The following is an 18,054-nucleotide window of genomic DNA, read 5'->3' as shown; positions in this document are numbered from 1 at the left end:
TCCTGAGCGAAACGCCGTAAGGCGTGGAGTCGAAGGAACTAAAACAGAATATAAGGGAAACCCTCGGCAATCGCCGGGGGTTCCTTTTTATAGGGCATTGTATTACGGGCGGGATTAATGTATATTTTTGTTAAAATAAGCGAGGAGAATTATGAAATTTAGGTTTGTTGTTTCGGCCGTATTGTCGTTGCTTGCGATTCAGTCTTTTGCCGCAAAAGGCACCATGGTGGGTGACGGTTCTGCAGAAAAACCCTTCCTGATTGAAGACTATGAAGACTTGAAGGCGATAGGTACAGGCGCCTATCTGTATTCTTCGGATTATGCTTTGGCAAAGGACATCGATGCCTCGGCTTCCGCCCATGAGATGTGTGATGGGGGCTCCTGCAATGGCTTTATCACAATCGGTAAGAATAAGGATGCCTCTGGCAGCACTTATTTTAAGGGCAATATCGATGGGCGAAACCACACAATTAGCGATTTGAATATTTGGCTTCCTTGCGAAGACGATATAGGCTTTATTTCGGTTTTGGATGGAAAAATTGCTAATCTGAAATTTGAACGCCTTAATGTAACGGGACGCGTTTCTCAATCGAGATATGTGGGCGGTGTTGTGGCATTGCTTCATGGTTCTATTGAAAATGTGCATGTGACTAACGGCTTTGTTCAAGGCCAACTTAATGTGGGTGGTATTGCTGGTAGAATTTATGGGAGCTCGGTCCTGAAAAATGCATCGTTCCAAGGTGAAGTCGTTGGCGATAAGCATGTCGGTGGGCTTGTTGGACAATCTAATGGAAATATCCTTAGTGTTTCTGCTTCGGTGAATATCAAGGCTACAGGTTATGATATCGGTGGAATTGTTGGCTACATAGAAAATTCCAGCTTCGTTAGGAGTGCTTTTTCGAGAGGAACGATTGTTGGCGAAGCGGCGAGCGTTGGCGGTATCGTCGGATCATCTGACAGGGGCTATGTTTTAGAGTGTGTTTCGATGATGGACCTGATGCATTCGCACCTTGGTAAACTTGAGTCTGATATCGGTGGAATTGTCGGTGAAAATTCGGGCAAAATTGAACAGTCTTATTTTATAGGAAATGTAGAAGGATTGTGGAATGTTGGTGGTGTTGCTGGATCAAACGATGATACGCTGAGAAATGTCTATGCGATAGGTAATGTAAAAGGTGATAGTGCTGTTGGCGGCTTGGTGGGTGAAAATTCGGAATATATAGAAAACAGCTACACGGCAAGTATTGTTCATGGAGGCATCACTGTTGGAGGCCTTGTCGGTAATAATTATGGAGAGACGGAATATTCTTACTGGGATACCGAAATTTCGGGGCTCGACACGAGTGCTGGCGGCATAGGACTTACGACGTCCCAAATGATGACTTTCTCGTCTTTTTCGGGTTGGGATACTCTAGGCTACAAGGAATATGAATATATCCAAAAGGACCCTTGCGATGGAATTGTTTTGGATAGTGGCTGGTGCTATCGAGCAACAGATGGATTGGTCCATTATTGGAGTATTGACGAAGGCAAGTCTTTCCCCTATTTGACTGTCACTCCGCATGTGACAAAAGCGCTTGTTCCGATTGCAACTCCGACTGCTGTGGCAAAATGGCAAGAGTCTCCGAAGGTGGCCTCGCTCTTAGAAGTAAATGGCAAACTGGTGGGCGAATGGCTTGATTGGATAAAGACGAATGATTCGAAGGATTCTCTTTATTATGGTTACCGAATCGGTATGATGAATGGTAGTGATACCATTTGGGGGACATCGAGTTACGTGGCCGTACCGAATAAGATTGAAATTTCGACTCTTGATGAACTTAAGAAGATTGGTTATGATCCCGCCTATCCGTTGGCAGGAAATTACGAACTGACGGCCGATATCAATGGCTTGGGCTCCGATTTTAAACCCATTGGCGATAGTGTCCATGTGTTCTCTGGCTCGTTTGATGGTAAAAATCACACCATCAAGAATATGCAGATTGGTAGTACCTATCGAGATTTTTCCGGCTTGTTCGGCTATGCGGAAAAAGCGGTCATTAAAAATTTAAAGCTTTTGAATATGAAGATAGTTGGTGATTGGTATGTTGGCGCCTTGGCTGGTGCTGTGAACTATTCCCTTGTAGAAAACGTGGTCTCGCTTGATGGTGATATTCAAGGATCAATGAATGTGGGCGGCTTAATCGGTAAGGCCGGCGGAAGCGAAATCAATATTGTAGGTACCACGGGTAAAGTGAAGGGTGAAGAAGAAGTGGGCGGCTTGATCGGCTCCACGGGTTCAATGATCACGAATGCGTTCTCGGTCAATGTTGTTAAAGGTTTTGAAGATGTTGGTGGGGCCGTTGGTTACTATACGGGCTCGCTCTCGTTTATCAAAAATGTGTATTCGGCAAGCCTTCTCAAAGGTCGAAACGATGTCAAGGGCTTGGTGGGGTACCCTCACTTGAATGCGCTGACGAATTGCTACTTCGACAGCACTATTACAGGACATTCTAGTGAAGAAGGCAGAACCACTGCCGAAATGTTGATGAAGAATACATATGAAGGGTTTGACTTTGAATCAGTTTGGAATATTCAGGAAGGCGTTTCTTACCCGTACTTCAAGGGTATGGACCCGATTTTGCCGGGAACGCTTATAGATGACGGCTCTGTTAATGTGCTTGCCGGCGCTGGCACAGAAATGCGCCCCTATAAGATTAGCAGTTACCATGATTTGAAATATATCGGAAAATATGAATACACGACAGACCTTTACTATATGCTGACGTCAAATATTGATGCGAGTGACTCCCGTAGGGAATCCTGCAATGGCGATGGCACGATCTGTAAGGGCTTTGAACCGATACAAAACTTCAAAGGCGTATTTATCGGCAACAAGAAGAAGATTTCGTATTTGTGGATTTCCCGCGAATCAGAAGACAATGTCGGTTTGTTCGGCTCGCTTGCGTCAACAGCCAAGGTTTCGGGTTTGGTTGTGGAATCGGTTAACATTCGCGGAAAGGACCATGTGGGTGTCATTGCAGGTGAAGATGCCGGAGCTACCTTGGATAGCATCTACGTGGCCGGAAACATTGCTGCCAATGATTATGTAGGTAGCATTGTCGGTTCCAAGACTTCGGGCTCCATTGCGCATAGCGCATCGAAGGGCTCTGTTGCAGGTAATGAGTTTGTCGGGGGTATTGCAGGCTCGATAAATAAGGCTACAGTTTCTGACTGCTATTCTATGGATACGGTGTCGGGCAAGTCGGATGTCGGCGGTCTTTTCGGCTTGGCAAAGTCTGCTGCGGTGAGCAATTCTTATGCCGCGGGCGATATCAAGGCCACTTCTAAATTGGGTGGCTTGGCTGGCGAAGCCTCTGCTTCGACATTTACCTCGGTGTATTACGACAGCTTGTTCTGGGGCGTGAACGTGACTGCTGCGGGCAATCTTCGCACAACGCAACAGATGGTCAATCCCGAAAATTACAAGAACTGGGATTTCAAAAACACTTGGCAAATTGCCGCAGATACGAGCTACCCCTATTTGAAATGGATTGGCGTTAAGACTACTCCGGATCTCTATCGTGATTCTTCAATGTTGCGTATGGCGGGTTCCGGAACTGAAAGCGATCCGTTCTTGATTAAAACATATGGGGACCTGAAGTCAATCGGTTTTGGAAAGTATAAACTTTCTGCAGTGTATCGCCTGAAAAATGATATCGATGCTTCTGTATCCAAGAATGAGGTCCTTCGATACGGTAAGGGCTACGGATTCAAGCCGATTTGCAAAGTATGGTCGGTTCCGTCAAATATTGTAACCGATGGCAGATTTGAAATGGATGATTCGGGGGTGTTTACCGGAAAAATTCATGGCGGTGGTCATTCCATCAAGGGTCTTCGCATAGATTACAATGCAAACTATACGGCCTTGGTTGATTCATTGGGTGAATCTGCTGTAATAGACAGCTTGACTCTGACAGACTTTACGGGATCTTCCAAACACCTTGCATCGATTGCTATCGGCTCTCTTGGCTTGGTAAGGAATGTTTCTGTTAAAGGTTCGTTGAAGGCTGAAGGAAGTGCGGTTGGCCTCGTTTATAACAATTACGGTAAAATCGAAAACAGTTCTTTTGAAGGTAGTGTTCTTGGGCTTGAATCGAGCTATAAAGGCGAAAATGCTGGGTTGGTGTTCTTGAATAAGGGCTCCATCAAGAACGCTCGCGTTGATGTTGAAGTGACAAGCCTTCAAGGTGGCGCCGGCGCCGTTATTCAAAATAATGAAGGAGCTGTTATCGAAAATGTGCTTGTGAATGCCAAGATGACTATTGGTGGAAAGTATTCTGGAGGCGTTGTCTCGAAAAATTATGGGGAATTGGCAGCTTGTTCCGCTTCTGTGAATATTGTGTCGAAGGGCTCCTATGTTGGCGGGCTTATTGGGTATAATGCCATGACGGACCTTAAGAATTTGGGGGTCTCAGGGCGTGTTGAGGGTGACCAGTATGTAGGAGGCTTGCTTGGCTACAACTACTCGGGAAATCTTTCGAATTTGCATGCTTCTGTAGATGTTACTGGTAGGCAGTTTGTGGGTGGCTTGATAGGCTATGGCAGGGATCATCTGGGTGATACGATTTCGTATTCCTACGCGACAGGAAATGTGACGGGAACGGAGTTTGACTCCAACAAGGTTGGACTTAATTTTTCCGATGAAAACTCTGTTGGCGGATTCATTGGTGGAACAAGTTATGTGCGTATCCATGATTGCCATGCGACAGGAAACGTCAAAAATGGTAGCGGTTTTGTCGGGTCGACTACGGCCGTGATTTGGGATTGCTATGCTGAAGGTGACGTTACGAATGGTGCCGGTTTTGTAGGCTATTTATCTACGAATGGAATAAGAAATTGCCATGCAAGTGGAACTGTCCATAATGGATCTGGCTTTATTTTGGATATGTGGGGCAGTTCCGAAATTGATATGTGCTATGCAACAGGTGATGTATATATTGATGCCGAAGAAAGTGTCTTTAGAGGAGCTGGATTTGGCGAGTTCAATTATGGAACCATTACAAGGAGTTTCGCCACGGGCAATGTGTATGTCACGGGTGAAAAATTTAGGGACCAGATGACGACTCAGGCCGGCTTTATTGCGGAGAATTATGGTGATATCAACCGATGCTTTGCGCTTGGCAATATAGAAGGCGGTGATTCGGCGGGAGCCTTTGTTGGAGGAAACTACAACTTGGTGCGAAATTCCTACGCGCTAGGAAAAGTGAAGAGAGTCTTTTCGAATGACACGACTCCGATTGAGGGGCTCCTTGTTGGATGGAATGAAGCCGATGTCTTGGTTTCTTATGCGGTTGGCTCGGCTATGAATAATGCCGGTGACAAGAAAGAACTTTCTGATGCGGAAATGCGTAAACGGGAATCGTTCGATGGCTTCAATTTCAATACGATATGGTATATCAAGGAAGGCGAAAGTTACCCGATGCTACGTGAAATGCCCAATGTTCCGTATGTGGGCAAGGTTAGCCTGAATTACGGCAAGGGCGGTATTACGGCAAAGCATGTCGTCGGAGAGTTGCTCAAGGGGGCAATCGTGGCGGATACTTCGTATGCCTTGGTTATTGAAGTGGATTCCGCGAGCAAGGCTCTGCTCGATTCGCTTGAAAAACTGGGCAAGAATGCTGGTGGCGAGTATGTTGTCGATTTCCGAGTCGGTGTTGCTATCGTGGGCGATACGCTCTGGAGCAGGACAGCCAGCGTTGAACTCACCATTGAAAAAACGACGGGTGCCCGCGTTCGCAATGTCGTGGTGATGCATTCGCTCGGTGCTGCGTTCCGCGACGCTCATGTGGCTCTCCACTTCGGAATTCCTGACGCGGGTGCGGTAAAGTTCTTGCTCATGGATATGCAGGGCCGTATCGTGAAGGCCTTTGACCTGGGACGCCGTGCAGCGGGAGAGTATTTCGAAACTGTCGCTGCCGAGGGAATCGTTCGCGGTCGCTATATCGGTGTGCTGCAGGTGAATGGCCGTGTGACAGACAAGGTAATGCTGCTGAAAAAATAAAGCGCAACCTTTGAAAGAGAATTGAAGGCTCTCGCAAAATGCGGGGGCCTTTTTGTTTTATAGATGGATCTATTTTGTTTTATGAAATTGAAATTTCTTTAGATTGATTTTAAAACTGTCGAAATTTGCTAAAATTCGCCATTTTTGTTTTAACAAAAATGTTGCACGGCCGCCCGCATAAATCTATCTTATAGTCATGATGAAATCAGTTATTGAATACAAAGACTATCGTGAGTACGTACTCGACTACTACCGCGAACGCAAGCGCACGTCGGCTTTTACCTGGCGCGAGTTTGCAAAGATTGCTGGTTTCGCATCGGGTTCATACTTGAAGCTTGTTTGCGATGGCAAGACAAGGCTTCGGGAGGAAGGAGCAAAGAAGACGGCCTTGGCAATGGGGTTGCTGGGGTTTGAGTTCGACTACTTCGTCTTGATGGTTCGATACGAAAGCGCAAAGACGGACCGGGAAAAGAAAAAGTGTTTCGAAGAAATGGAAGCATTGAGTTCGGCACACCATGTGAAAATTCTCGGCAGTGAAATGTACACGTTCTATGAAACGTGGAAACATTCCGTGGTCCGTGAGCTGGCGGTTGCCATGCCGGGCGCAAAACCGCACGAAATCGCGAAGGCTTGCAGGCTGCCTATATCGGCTGCCGACGTGAGCAACAGTTTGCGTTTCCTTTTGAATGCGGGATTCTTGACTGTGGATGCGAAGGGCCATTACCAGCAGACGAATCGTTCTCTCACCACGGGGCGCCTGAAGGTTGTCTCGGTGGCGGTGCATTCGTTGCTGCGCCAGATGGGCGAATTCGCGCTCGAGGCTTTGGACAAGTTGCCTATTTCGGAGCGCCACTTTAGCGGCGTTACCATGGGCATGACTGCCGAAAGCTACGAGAAGGTCATCGAGGAACTCACGGAGTGCCGCAAGCGCATCGTGTCGATTGTCTCGGCTGACAAAAAGGTGGAAAAAGTTTGCCGCTTGAACATGCAGCTTTTCCCGCTATCTGAAAATTTAAATTGTGACCCGACTGATTTGGGTAAAGGAGCTTGAAATGATTCACTTTCTTGACGAGAAGAAAACGGGGCTTGTCTTGGCGCTTGCTTTGGGCGCGTTGCTCACGGCATGCTCCAATATGGAAACCTCTGGTACGAGCGAAGAAGCGGAAGGCATTATCGCCATTTCGGACAAGAAGATTGTCGGCGTGTCGCAGAAGGGTCCTTTTGTAAAGGGTTCTGAAGTGACCCTTAGGGAAACTTCGAAAGACGGAAGTTTTGAACCTACAGGCAGGGAATTTACCACCAAGACTGTCAGCGACAAGGGCGATTTCAAGTTTGACAATATCGATTTGGAAAGCCAGTACGCGCTTCTTTCTGTAGAGGGGCACTATGAGCGTGAATACACGGGTGAGGCATCTAGCTGCCCGATGCGTCTCGATGCCGTATCTGATTTGGAAAAACGCGAAACGGTAAACATCAACCTCTTGACTCATTTTGAATACAAGCGTGTCCTGAATTTGGTCAAAGAAGGCAAGTCTTTCGCCGAAGCCAAGAAACAGGCTGCAAAGGAAGTCCTCGGCGCATTCGGTGTCAAGATTGATATATCTTCTGCAGAAGACTTGAATATCTACAATTCAACAGATGGTGATAGAACTCTCTACAATATCAGCCGAATCATCGACGAGCAGCCGGAATGGAATGCTTGGCGCGACTGGTATAATGCTGTAGATGATCTCGATTGCTCCAAGTTGCAAGAATACATTGACGGATATGCCAACGATTTCGCAGACGACGGCGTTCTCGCGGATTCGATCATGCAGTTCCTTGCTGGCGAAGGCTATAGCTCTGCCAAGGAATGGAGCAACATGATGGATGTAGACGAAGATGATATCAAGAGAAAGGACGAGGCTAATCCGGATGATCTCAGTATCCGTTTCTTGAAAAGCGAATACGACTTTGGCATTCTGGTGTTCCTGAATTACATGGACCTTGAACTCTGTACTGCCGACCTTTGGGGCGAATACAGAAAGTTCGATAAGGCTATCGATATTGACGGTAATCATCTTGAATCGGGCTACTTCCTTTGCAATGGGTATTATTGGGATTTGCAGACAAAGGGATATATCGATTCTCTCAAGATTCCGGTTGATCACAAAACGGGAACTATGACCGACCCGCGCGACGGACATAAGTACAAGACCGTGAGCTTTGAATACGAAGGGAAAAAGTATGAATGGATGGCCGAAGAACTCAAGTATGAATCTGATGGACTCTATACTTGGACGGAAGCCATGCAAATTGATAACAAGTACATGACGGATGTCGTTGACGACAGCTTAATCGGTGAAACTCACCAGGGAGTTTGTCCTGAAGGTTGGCATGTGTCCAGTACCGAGGATTGGAGAGCCTTGGTGGATTATGTCGGCGACGTTAAAAACTTGCTTAACGAAAACTGGAGAACTTCTGATATAGACGCGGCCTTTGGAAAAGATTTGATTGGCGTGTACTACAACAAGTTTGATTTTAACCTTATGCCGGTGGATACGGTGTACTTGGAAGTCTATTACCATTCTTACAAGCAAGGTTCTTACCGTATAAGCGTGCCGGATGAAGACGAGGCTGCTTACTATCAGCTCTTGCTTGAAATAATTGATGATGAAGAAGAACGCGAAGAAATTGAAAGTTATCTTACTCCGACGCCGATAGGTGACTATTATGTGGAAGTCTCTCCCTACGATTATCGTGTTGAAGAAGAACCGCTAAAAGAAGCTTACGTGCGTTGCGTGAAGAACTAGGACAGACAAAGTGAAACACATTTGATTCCCTCAAAATTTGGACCCAGGAGTGTATGGGCTGGGGGATGGTTAGGGAAGAATCCTGCGGAATGATCTGCAGGATTTTTTTGTGTTCTAGGGCATGTTCCTAGAATATGAAATCATGTTCTAAAAATACTTAATTTTTGTGAATTTAATAGAAATTGGTAAAATTTAGCTAAAAATGCTAATTTTATATTCTATTTAGACCAAATGAATCTATATTTGTAGTCATGAAGGAGATCATAGAATATACGGATTACCGTAAGTATATCCGGGACTACTACGAAGAACGCAAGCGCAGTTCTGTGTTTTCGTGGCAGAAGTTTGCCCTGGATGCCGGATTTTCGTCGGCGGTGTTCCTGCAGTATGTCTGCGAAGGGAAAAAGAATTTGAGCGTCGGCTCGGCGGGCTCGGTGGCAAATGCCATGGGGCTTGTCGGTTTCGAGTACGAATACTTTGTCTTGATGGTATCTTATGCGCATGCAAAGAGCAACGAGGCTAAAAAGGCTGCGTTCGAGGAGCGTTGTGCGCTGGCGAATGCTCACAAGGTTCGTGTGCTGGGTGACGAAGAATTCAAGTATTTCAAGTCCTGGAAAAATTCCGTAATCCGTGAGTTGGCGCCGCACATGCCCGGCGCAAAGCCGTTGGAAATTGCCCATGCCTGCAAGCCGAAGATTTCGGCGGCAGAAGTTTCCGAAACGCTCGATTTTTTGGTGAAGGCGAAACTCCTGAAGAAGGACAGGAGTGGAAACTACCAGCAAACGGACAAGACGATTAAAATGGCGCCTGTGGAGGCCGTGCCGCTGGCGGCTCGCGATTTGCAGCGCCAGATGGGTGAATTTGCCCTTAAGTCCATTGATTTGCCGATTTCGGAACGTATGATGTCGGGTTATACGCTTGGGCTTACGCGTCGTGCGTACGAACGCATCAAAAAAGAGACGGAAGATTATTTCCGCCGTGTGGTGGCGATTGCAACAGAGGACGATGAAACGGAACAGGTCTACCGCCTGAATGTGCAATTGTTCCCGCTGAGTGAACGACTTGAACCTAAAAACGAGACGATGAATAAAAAGGGAGAAACGAAATGAGGAGAGAGAAGAATCGCAATTTAGGGACGCGCCTGGTGTCGATTTGTGCGCTTGCGTCTATGGCATTCTTGGCTGCATGTTCCAGTTCCGACGACAAGAGTGTTGCCGGCGGCGCTTCGGGGGATGCGGGCATTATCGCCGTCACAGACTGGGAAGTTGCGGGCGTGTCGCAGAAGGGTCCGTTCGTCACGGGTTCTGCCGTGACTGTGCAGGAACTTGACGGTATCACGCTCAAGCAGACGGGCAAGAGCTTCAAGGGCACCATCAAGAGCGACAAGGGCGACTTTGCCATCAAGGACATCAATCTGGAATCGCAGTACGCGATCCTCGAGGCCTCGGGCTACTACCGCGACGAGATTTCGGGCAAGAAATCCGCAGCTCCGGTGACACTCCGTGCACTGACCGACCTCAAGGACAGAAAGCACGTGAACATCAACCTGCTCACGCACCTGGAATACGAACGCGTGATGTACCTCGTGACCGAGAAGAAAAAGTCTATTGCCGAAGCGAAGGAACAGGCCGAAAAGGAAGTGCTCGCGACGTTCGGGATCGAGGGCGACTTCGCGGAATCCGAAGATTTGAACATCTTCGAGACGGGCGACGGAAATGCGGCTCTGCTTGCGATAAGCGTGCTCTTGCAGAGCGATGTCGACGTGGCCGGGCTTACCGAACGCATGGGCGAATTCAGCATATCGCTTGCGGAAGGCGGCAGCTGGGACGATGCCGACGCGAAGACGGCAATCGCGGACTGGGCCTGCGATGTGGATTTGAAGGGCTCGCTTTCGAAGGTGCGCAAGAACGTGGAAGGTTGGAAGTACGCCGATACCGTGCCCGCATTCGAAAAATACGTGACGAACTTTTGGTGGGACAATTACGGCCTTGGCGTTTGCAATACGAAGCGCGAAAACGAAACCAAGCGCAACATAAACAAACTCAGCAATCTGTACAACGAATACTTTGTCTGTGAAAAGGGCCGCTGGATCATTCCGGGTGATGATGCAAAATCTTCCAGTTCTGTGGAATCGCCGAACTCGTCGTCCAGTTCCGAAAATCCGCCTAGCAGTTCGTCCATCGATTCGGGAGAACCTGTTTTCGGTGAATTGACGGATGCCCGCGATGGTCGTGTCTACAAGACTGTGAAGCTCGGGTCGCAGGAATGGATGGCGGAAAACCTGAACTATGCCGCCGAAGGCAGTCTCTGCTACGAAAATGACGAAAAGAATTGCGAAAAATATGGCCGCCTCTATAACTGGGAAGTTGCCTTGGATACATCGAACAGGGGATGTGGCGACAACTTCTCCGGGTGCAGGCTCCGTAGCGATTTCCATCCCCGTGAAGGAATATGCCCCGATGGCTGGCACGTGCCGGAACACGCAGAATGGGACACGCTGTTTGCGTATGCCGATGCCCATGGCGAAGGCGAAAGCGCCGCGGATGCTTTGCAGGCGTATTACCGGGACGATTATCTCGAGAAAACTTATTCCTCGGATCGCTTCGGCTTCAATGTGGTCCCTGCGGGCGTGTTTAATGGCAATGAATTTTCGGGGCTTGGAACTTCGACGGAATTCTGGACGGCCTCGATAGAAACGACGGATTGGCTGAGCTATATTTCGATTACTCCTTCGACAATCCATTTCGTCAAGGGTTCCGGATCCAATGTGTATATGACGCATATCAGCCATGCCGTTTCCGTCCGCTGTGTCAAGGGACAGGGCGGGAAAAGGAATGGCTATGATTTTGATGCCCCGCGATATGAAGTGGACTTACCGGAAGAAGTCGACTTTATTCAGGATTATGTTTCAGATAAGCGGCGTGTATCGTGGAATGATGATTCGCTTATGACATTCTGGTGTGTCCGTCATATAACGGACTCTGAGGATGTTCTAATGAAAAATTGGGACTATTCGACGTATGTATCCGTTTCAAAAGAGAATGCTGCCAAGGATAGCCTTGAACCGTTCAAGGACATACTTTTGGAAAATGGTTTTGCCTACAAGAGATTGGATTCAGTCAGCCAGCAAACTTACAACGGAGGGAATGACATTTTCTTTATTAATCAGGTGGCGACAAGTGATTCAAAGGTTCGTCGCGAATATTATGAAAAGGAAACCGCTAAGGCGAGGTACATAATTGTGGTTCTTGTTGGAGCGAATATTGCTAATGCGAATATCATGGGCGAGGCGACAATTTATAGGTATGGTTACTCTATAGAAGTTCATACTTATTATAAGCAAAAATCGTAATGTAGGTAATAGGGCCTCGCTAGGAGTGAAAAGATGCCTCGTTAGAAAACTAGCGAGGTTTTTCTGCTTAAAGCGTCTCCATCCAGCGGGACATGAATACGTTGTACACGCTGTAGCTTTTCCCGCTTAAGTCGCTTTGCTCTAGCAGCAGTTCCTTTTCGACAAGGGCAGTGAGAATTTTCTTTGCGGTGGCCGCGTTTCCGATTTTGTATTTCATCAAGAAATCTGCTGCGGTCGGCTTTTTGACTTCGCCTTCTTTGGCGACTGCGACGAGGTATTTCCACTGTTTCTCGGTAATCAGATTGCGACGCTCTATGAAGTTTGTTGTTTCGAACCGAAGAATTCTGGATGCGACGTTTTTTACATCTTCTAACGTAATCCTTTGGGATGAATCCGCAAAAACCTGGTTGCAGACGAATTGAGTGTAATAAGTGTGCCGTTTTGTCCAACCCAAGATAAAATCGACGGCGTCGTCGTCAATGGATTTGCCTGCCTTTTTGAAGAGACCTGTAATAAATGCCTTGTATTTATCTGCATCTATACGGTTGATATAGATTGTTCTTGAACTTTCATAAAAAGGTTTCTTTGCGTTGGTAAACATGTCTGCCATTAAATGTTTTTTGCTTCCGCAGAAAATGAATTTTACATGGTGTAATTGTTGGATGTATGTCCGCAGTAGGGCTTCGGTATTTGTTTCTTTGAATTCTCTTATTTGTTGAAATTCGTCAATAGCAAAAATGATTTGCGTTTCTTGTTTTTCAAGAAAATCAAAAATGGATTTTAGTGTAGGATGTTTTTGTGAGTCTGTTTGGAATGAAAGCGAAACCTGTGGGCTACCGGAAATGGGATCGTAACTGAGTGTGGGCCTTGCGTTTTTAAGGGCGTTGAAGAATTTTTTTATTATGGACTCGCTTGTTACGGCATTAACGATTGCTTCGGAAAGAATCTTGAGAAAATCATCTAGGTTTTGAGCTGAGAAAATATCTGCATATATGCAGGTGCATTTTTTCTCGCGGAGGTCTTCAAATGTTCTGAAAATTAGGCCTGTTTTTCCGTAACGTCTAGGCGAAATGAGTGTCACGTTGGAGCCATTCGTTAAGAGAGAGACGATTTCTTTGAGCTCCTGTTCGCGGTCGCAGAACAGTTCCTTTGATGTGTAGGGCTCTAGCAAAAACGGGTTTTTCACGATGACCTCACTATACTTTTGGTAATATACCTTTAGTAATATACTAAAAGTATAGTGAAATGTCAATAGGATGGCGGTCCCGTGTTCCAGGAATACAGGTTGTGTTCTTGAAAATGCTGAAATTTTAAAAATTTTGCAGAATTAGTAAAATTTGAATAAAAATAGCGAATTTGTATCCCAATGCTAACAAATTAGACTATATTTGTAACCATGAAGGAGATTATAGAATACACAGATTACCGCAAGTTCATTCAGGACTATTACGATGAACGTAAGCGTACTTCGGCGTTTACCTGGCGAGACTTCGCTCGAGATGCGGGGTTTTCGTCGGCGGTTTATCTGAAGTATGTCTGCGAGGGGAAGAAGAACCTGAGCGTAGGGGCTGCAGGTTCCGTAGCGAGTGCTATGGGGTTGGTGGGGTTTGAACACACGTACTTTGTGCTGATGGTTTCGTACGCGCATGCGAAGGGGGACGAGGCGAAACGGGCCGCGTTCGAGGAACGCTGTGCGCTTGCGAATGCTCACAAGGTGCGTGTGCTAGGGGTCGAAGAGTTCAATTATTTTAAATCGTGGAAAAACGTGGTGCTGCGAGAACTTGCGCCAAATATGCCCGGCGCAAAGCCGCTCGAAATGGCTCATGCGATAAAGCCCGCGATTACCGCTGCCGAAGTCACGGAGACGCTCGACTTTTTGGTGCGGGCAAAGCTCTTGAAAAAAGACAAAAACGGAAATTACCAGCAGACGGACAAGGCGATTTCGATGGGCTCTGTAGACGCCGTGCCTGTGGCTGCCCGCGATTTGCAGCGCCAGATGGGCGAATTCGCCGTAAAGGCAATCAATTTACCGCTTTCGGAACGCGACATGTCGGGCCTTACCATGGGCCTCACCCGTAAATCTTACGAACGTATTCGTAAGGAACTCGCAGATTGCCGCCGCCGAATTATCGCGATTGCCTCGGAAGACGACGAGACGGAACAGGTTTACCGATTGAATTTGCAACTGTTCCCGCTGAGTGAACCTTTGGCAAAAGAAAGCAAGACTTCAGTTAAGAAGGAAGGAGACAATGAAAAATAACTTGTGCAAGACGGCCAAGAAAAACTTGGCCTTTGCTTCTGCATTTATAGGCATGTCGCTCTTTGCTGCATGCTCCAGTACCGATGACAAGGGCGTTGCAGGCGGCGTCTCGGAAGATGCCGGCTTTGTGGCCGATGTGGAGGGCGTTGCCCAGAAGGGCCCGTTCTTGAAGGGGACTGCCGTGACGGTGCGCGGTGTCGACTGTAAGACGCTGGAATTTACGGATCAGTTTTTTGAAAGTTCGATCAAGAGCGACAAGGGCGACTTTGCTTTCGATAGCATTGCTCTCGATGCGTCTTGCGCGGTTATTGAAGTTTCGGGTAAGTACTTGAACGAAGTCTCGGGCAAAAAGACGAAGAATGAATTGACGCTGCGTGCGCTGACCGACCTCAAGGATCGCGATAACGTGAACGTCAACTTGCTCACGAACCTGGCATACGAACGCGTGATGCACCTCGTGAAAGAAAAGAACAAGTCCTTGGCCAAGGCAAAGACCCAGGCCGAAAGCGAAGTGCTTGCCGCCTTCGATATCAAGGGCGACTTTGAAGAATTCGAAAACCTGAATATCTTTGAGTCGGGCGACGGTAACGCCGCACTCTTGGCGGTAAGCGTCATGATGCAGGGCGACACCGATGCGGACGGACTTGCAAAGCGCCTCGACAAGTTTGACGATTCCTTTGCCGAAAGCGGCAAGTGGAAAGATTCTACGACCAAGGCCGAAATTGCTGAATGGGCCGCCTCTGTCGCCGCAGACGGCAAGCTTGATTCCATTCGCAAGAATATCGAAAGCTTGAACGACGGCGAGAATGTGGCCGCATTCGAAAAGTACATTCCTGTCGTCATCCCCGATACGGCCGAAGAAGAATCTTCTTCTAGCGATGAATCTTCGTCTTCTGTCGAAGTGTCGTCTTCCAGCGACGTCATTACAAGTTCCGAAAGCGAGCCTAAGATTGACTCCACGAAGCAATCGAGCAGCAGTAAGCAGGATTCGCGCGACAGCGTTGTAACTTCTAGCAGCAGCGGGGCCGTTGCCGATACGGTGCTGTCTAGTTCTGCAAAGGCGGATAGTTCCGCGAAGGCGGATTCCCTGGAGCGCGATACGATTAGATCCTCGAGCTCTTTTGTAGAGGATACTTCGAAAACGGATATACAGGATTCCGTAAAAAGAGATTCCTCGGTTTATGATTCGATTGATCCTGCAATTTACAGGATGATCGATTCCATAAGGTCCACCAGGCGAGAACCGTCGAACCCTGTTTCTGTAAAGGATTCTGCAGCTTGCGCTGATGAAGACTTTCCTTGGGAATTGGAAAACTTGTTAGGAAACAGCGTGGAAAGATTGGCCCTTCGTTGCGATGAAGATACCATTGTCGTCAATTGGAGAATCCGCCACACGACTAAAGAATATGAGGATACTCTTCTTAGAAACTATGTGTTGGCGGCGGACGAAGATCAAGAAGCGACCGACAGCCTGACCAGATTTAGAGAGGAATGGCTGGATACTACTTACGGGTACGTAGCCGTTCGCAACTTTGAATACAGCAGAAATGACCTGATGGAATTCTTGTGGGGCTATTCATATACGGATGTGGATGCGGACATCTCTCGGATTGGTGATAAGGTTCGTGTTTACTATTACTCGAAAAGGTTGAAGAATTTTGTATATACGGTTGTCGCTTACCCGATGACGGAAGTGATAATGGAAACTAGTAGTGTGCGCACAATACGTTATGGATTTATTCTGGATGTATACAGCTACTACATAACAAAGTAATTTCTCCTCACTCTCAAAAAAGCGGCCCTGCCAGAAATGGCAGGGTTTTTTGTATTCCTGGAATACTTGCTTTGTATTCTAGATTATTAAATTTTTAGTATTTTCTATAAAAACTGTAAAATTTGAAGAAAAACGCTAATTTTGTGTTCCAATAGCTTAAAATCTACCTATATTTGTAAGTGTGAGGGATGTGAAAAACACTCCAACAAAGAAGGGAAAATGAAAAAGAAAAACAAATGGTATGAAGTTCTTGGCGTGGGCCTGTTGTCTGTTTCGGCAATGTACCTCTGCACGTCTCTGGTGGTAACGGGCTGCTCCAGCGAAAGCAGCAGTGTTGCCGGGGAAGACTTGGAAGAATATATCGAGGACGTGGAATCCGGCGGCGACGAGGGCGCTTCTTCGTCTTCGGTTGCAAGCAAAGATAAAAAAGGGAAGTCTTCGAGTTCCGAAGAAGTTGCAATATCGTCAAGCTCCGAAAAAGCGGATTCTTCTAGTGTCGAAGAATATGCAATTAAGAATATGACTTTAACTGGCGTAGCGCAGAAAGGCCCGTTCGTTGAATCTATAGTCGAATACAGGGAACTTAATTGCAAAACGTTAAGAATAACAAGCAATGGGTATGTTTATAAAGGTAGTGTGGAAAATGGAGTGTATAATCTTGAAAATCTCAACACGATTTCTCCATGTATTGAAATCAGTGTATGGGGCAAATATCTAGATGAACATACTGGGAAAAAGTCGAACAAAGACATTCGACTACACGCCTTTGTTAATTTGGAAAAACGTAGCACCGTGAATATTAACGTGTTTACGCAGCTTGAATACGACCGCATAATGTATCTTGTGGAAGAAAAGAAAATGCCTGTGGCAGAAGCAAGGGCTCTGGCGAAAAAGGAGATCCTTGCGCTGTTTGATATTAAAGACGATGTCGGTGATTTTGCTGATTTGGATATCCTTAAGCCTGGAGATGGCAACGCAGCACTTCTGGCTGCAAGTGTGCTCTTGTCGGCACAGACCAATTTAGACAAGAAAGCTTATCTTACTTATAGCATAGACTCGTTGGGGGATTCTTATGCTAAAACGGGTGAGTGGGATAACGAAATGAAAACCAAAATTGCCAATTGGGCTAAATCAGCCAAGGCAAACGGTCAACTGGAAACGATTCGCAAAAATGTGGCCGCGTGGAAAAACGTAGAAGCGGTTCCCGAGTTCGAAAAATATGTAGAATCATTTGGCGAAAAATACTCCAACCCAGAAAATGAGGAATCTTCAAAGGAGTCATCTCATCCGAAGGAATGGCACGAACTTCATGACCTTGTTTACCATTATGTTCTAGAAGAAAATACTCCTGAAACCTTGGATAAAGGATGTTGCAAAGGAATTGATCGAGAAGATGAAGAAACGAATTTAGAAGAATACTTGATGGATCTAGATGCCTTTAAAGCAGAATATAATTTTGATGACAAAAGTAATATGAGTGACATAGCTCGTTTGGGGAGTTCCAAAGTGAGGAATGATGCTAGAATATGGGATGGCGATGAATGGGACGATCCTCGATATCCGAACGTTCATTATGAAGTCTGGCTAGACACGACGTGTGTAGGGGAAGCATACGAGTATGATTCGGATAAGATTAGTGCTGTTGCAGGATATATGATTCGATATACTGTTGGGGTGGCTCCGGATGTTGAAGTACATACTGTTCTTATAGAGTTCCACATCAAGCTCAATGCGCTTGATATACCCTACATTCCCCCGAAGAAAGAAGACGACTAAAGCTCTTTTGTCTCCTCACTAAAAAAAAGAACCCCGCTAGGAAACTAGCGAGGTTTT

The 18,054-nt window shown here is 46.7% G+C and carries 9 protein-coding genes; 8 read left to right on the top strand and 1 reads right to left on the bottom strand.

Annotated elements, in window-relative coordinates; translation table 11 throughout:
• Nucleotides 1-151: 151 nt before the first annotated feature.
• From BUC02_RS08485 to BUC02_RS08465, 5 genes are all read left to right on the top strand, one after another.
• Nucleotides 152-6,043, top strand: a complete 5,892-nt coding sequence (locus BUC02_RS08485; RefSeq protein WP_073321319.1) for a GLUG motif-containing protein — start codon at nucleotides 152-154, stop codon at nucleotides 6,041-6,043.
• 196 nt (nucleotides 6,044-6,239) lie between these two features.
• Complete coding sequence (locus BUC02_RS08480; RefSeq protein WP_083564511.1) at nucleotides 6,240-7,094, top strand: TIGR02147 family protein; 855 nt, start codon at nucleotides 6,240-6,242, stop codon at nucleotides 7,092-7,094.
• A gap of 1 nt (nucleotide 7,095) precedes the next feature.
• Nucleotides 7,096-8,835 carry an FISUMP domain-containing protein gene (locus tag BUC02_RS08475; protein ID WP_073321316.1) on the top strand — a complete coding sequence of 580 codons (1,740 nt, stop codon included), beginning with the start codon at nucleotides 7,096-7,098 and terminating at the stop codon, nucleotides 8,833-8,835.
• Nucleotides 8,836-9,086: 251 nt separating this feature from the next.
• Nucleotides 9,087-9,944, top strand: coding sequence for a TIGR02147 family protein (locus BUC02_RS08470; protein ID WP_073321313.1), 858 nt, complete (start codon nucleotides 9,087-9,089; stop codon nucleotides 9,942-9,944).
• Nucleotides 9,941-12,187, top strand: a complete 2,247-nt coding sequence (locus tag BUC02_RS08465; RefSeq protein WP_073321311.1) for a fibrobacter succinogenes major paralogous domain-containing protein — start codon at nucleotides 9,941-9,943, stop codon at nucleotides 12,185-12,187. The genes BUC02_RS08470 and BUC02_RS08465 overlap by 4 nt, the downstream gene beginning before the upstream one ends.
• Before the next feature lie 67 nt (nucleotides 12,188-12,254).
• On the opposite strand, the gene BUC02_RS08460 is transcribed toward BUC02_RS08465, so the two are convergent.
• Entirely contained in the window at nucleotides 12,255-13,373 is a 1,119-nt protein-coding gene (locus BUC02_RS08460) for an AAA family ATPase (protein WP_073321749.1), read from the bottom strand.
• 210 nt (nucleotides 13,374-13,583) lie between these two features.
• Here BUC02_RS08460 and BUC02_RS08455 point away from each other — a divergent pair, with 210 nt between their 5' ends.
• The 3 genes from BUC02_RS08455 to BUC02_RS08445 all read left to right on the top strand — a co-directional run bounded on the left by BUC02_RS08455 (nucleotide 13,584) and on the right by BUC02_RS08445 (nucleotide 17,997).
• Nucleotides 13,584-14,447, top strand: a complete 864-nt coding sequence (locus BUC02_RS08455) for a TIGR02147 family protein (RefSeq protein ID WP_073321308.1) — start codon at nucleotides 13,584-13,586, stop codon at nucleotides 14,445-14,447.
• Nucleotides 14,437-16,221 carry a hypothetical protein gene (locus BUC02_RS08450; protein WP_073321305.1) on the top strand — a complete coding sequence of 595 codons (1,785 nt, stop codon included), beginning with the start codon at nucleotides 14,437-14,439 and terminating at the stop codon, nucleotides 16,219-16,221. The genes BUC02_RS08455 and BUC02_RS08450 overlap by 11 nt, the downstream gene beginning before the upstream one ends.
• 219 nt (nucleotides 16,222-16,440) lie before the next feature.
• Nucleotides 16,441-17,997, top strand: coding sequence for a hypothetical protein (locus BUC02_RS08445; RefSeq protein ID WP_073321302.1), 1,557 nt, complete (start codon nucleotides 16,441-16,443; stop codon nucleotides 17,995-17,997).
• Nucleotides 17,998-18,054 lie beyond the last annotated feature (57 nt).

The sequence above is a fragment of the Fibrobacter sp. UWOV1 genome (assembly GCF_900142495.1).
In the GTDB taxonomy this organism is placed as follows: Bacteria; Fibrobacterota; Fibrobacteria; order Fibrobacterales; family Fibrobacteraceae; genus Fibrobacter.
The sequence above is the reverse complement of the archived record's forward strand: the minus strand, read 5'-3'. Positions and strand labels throughout refer to the sequence as shown.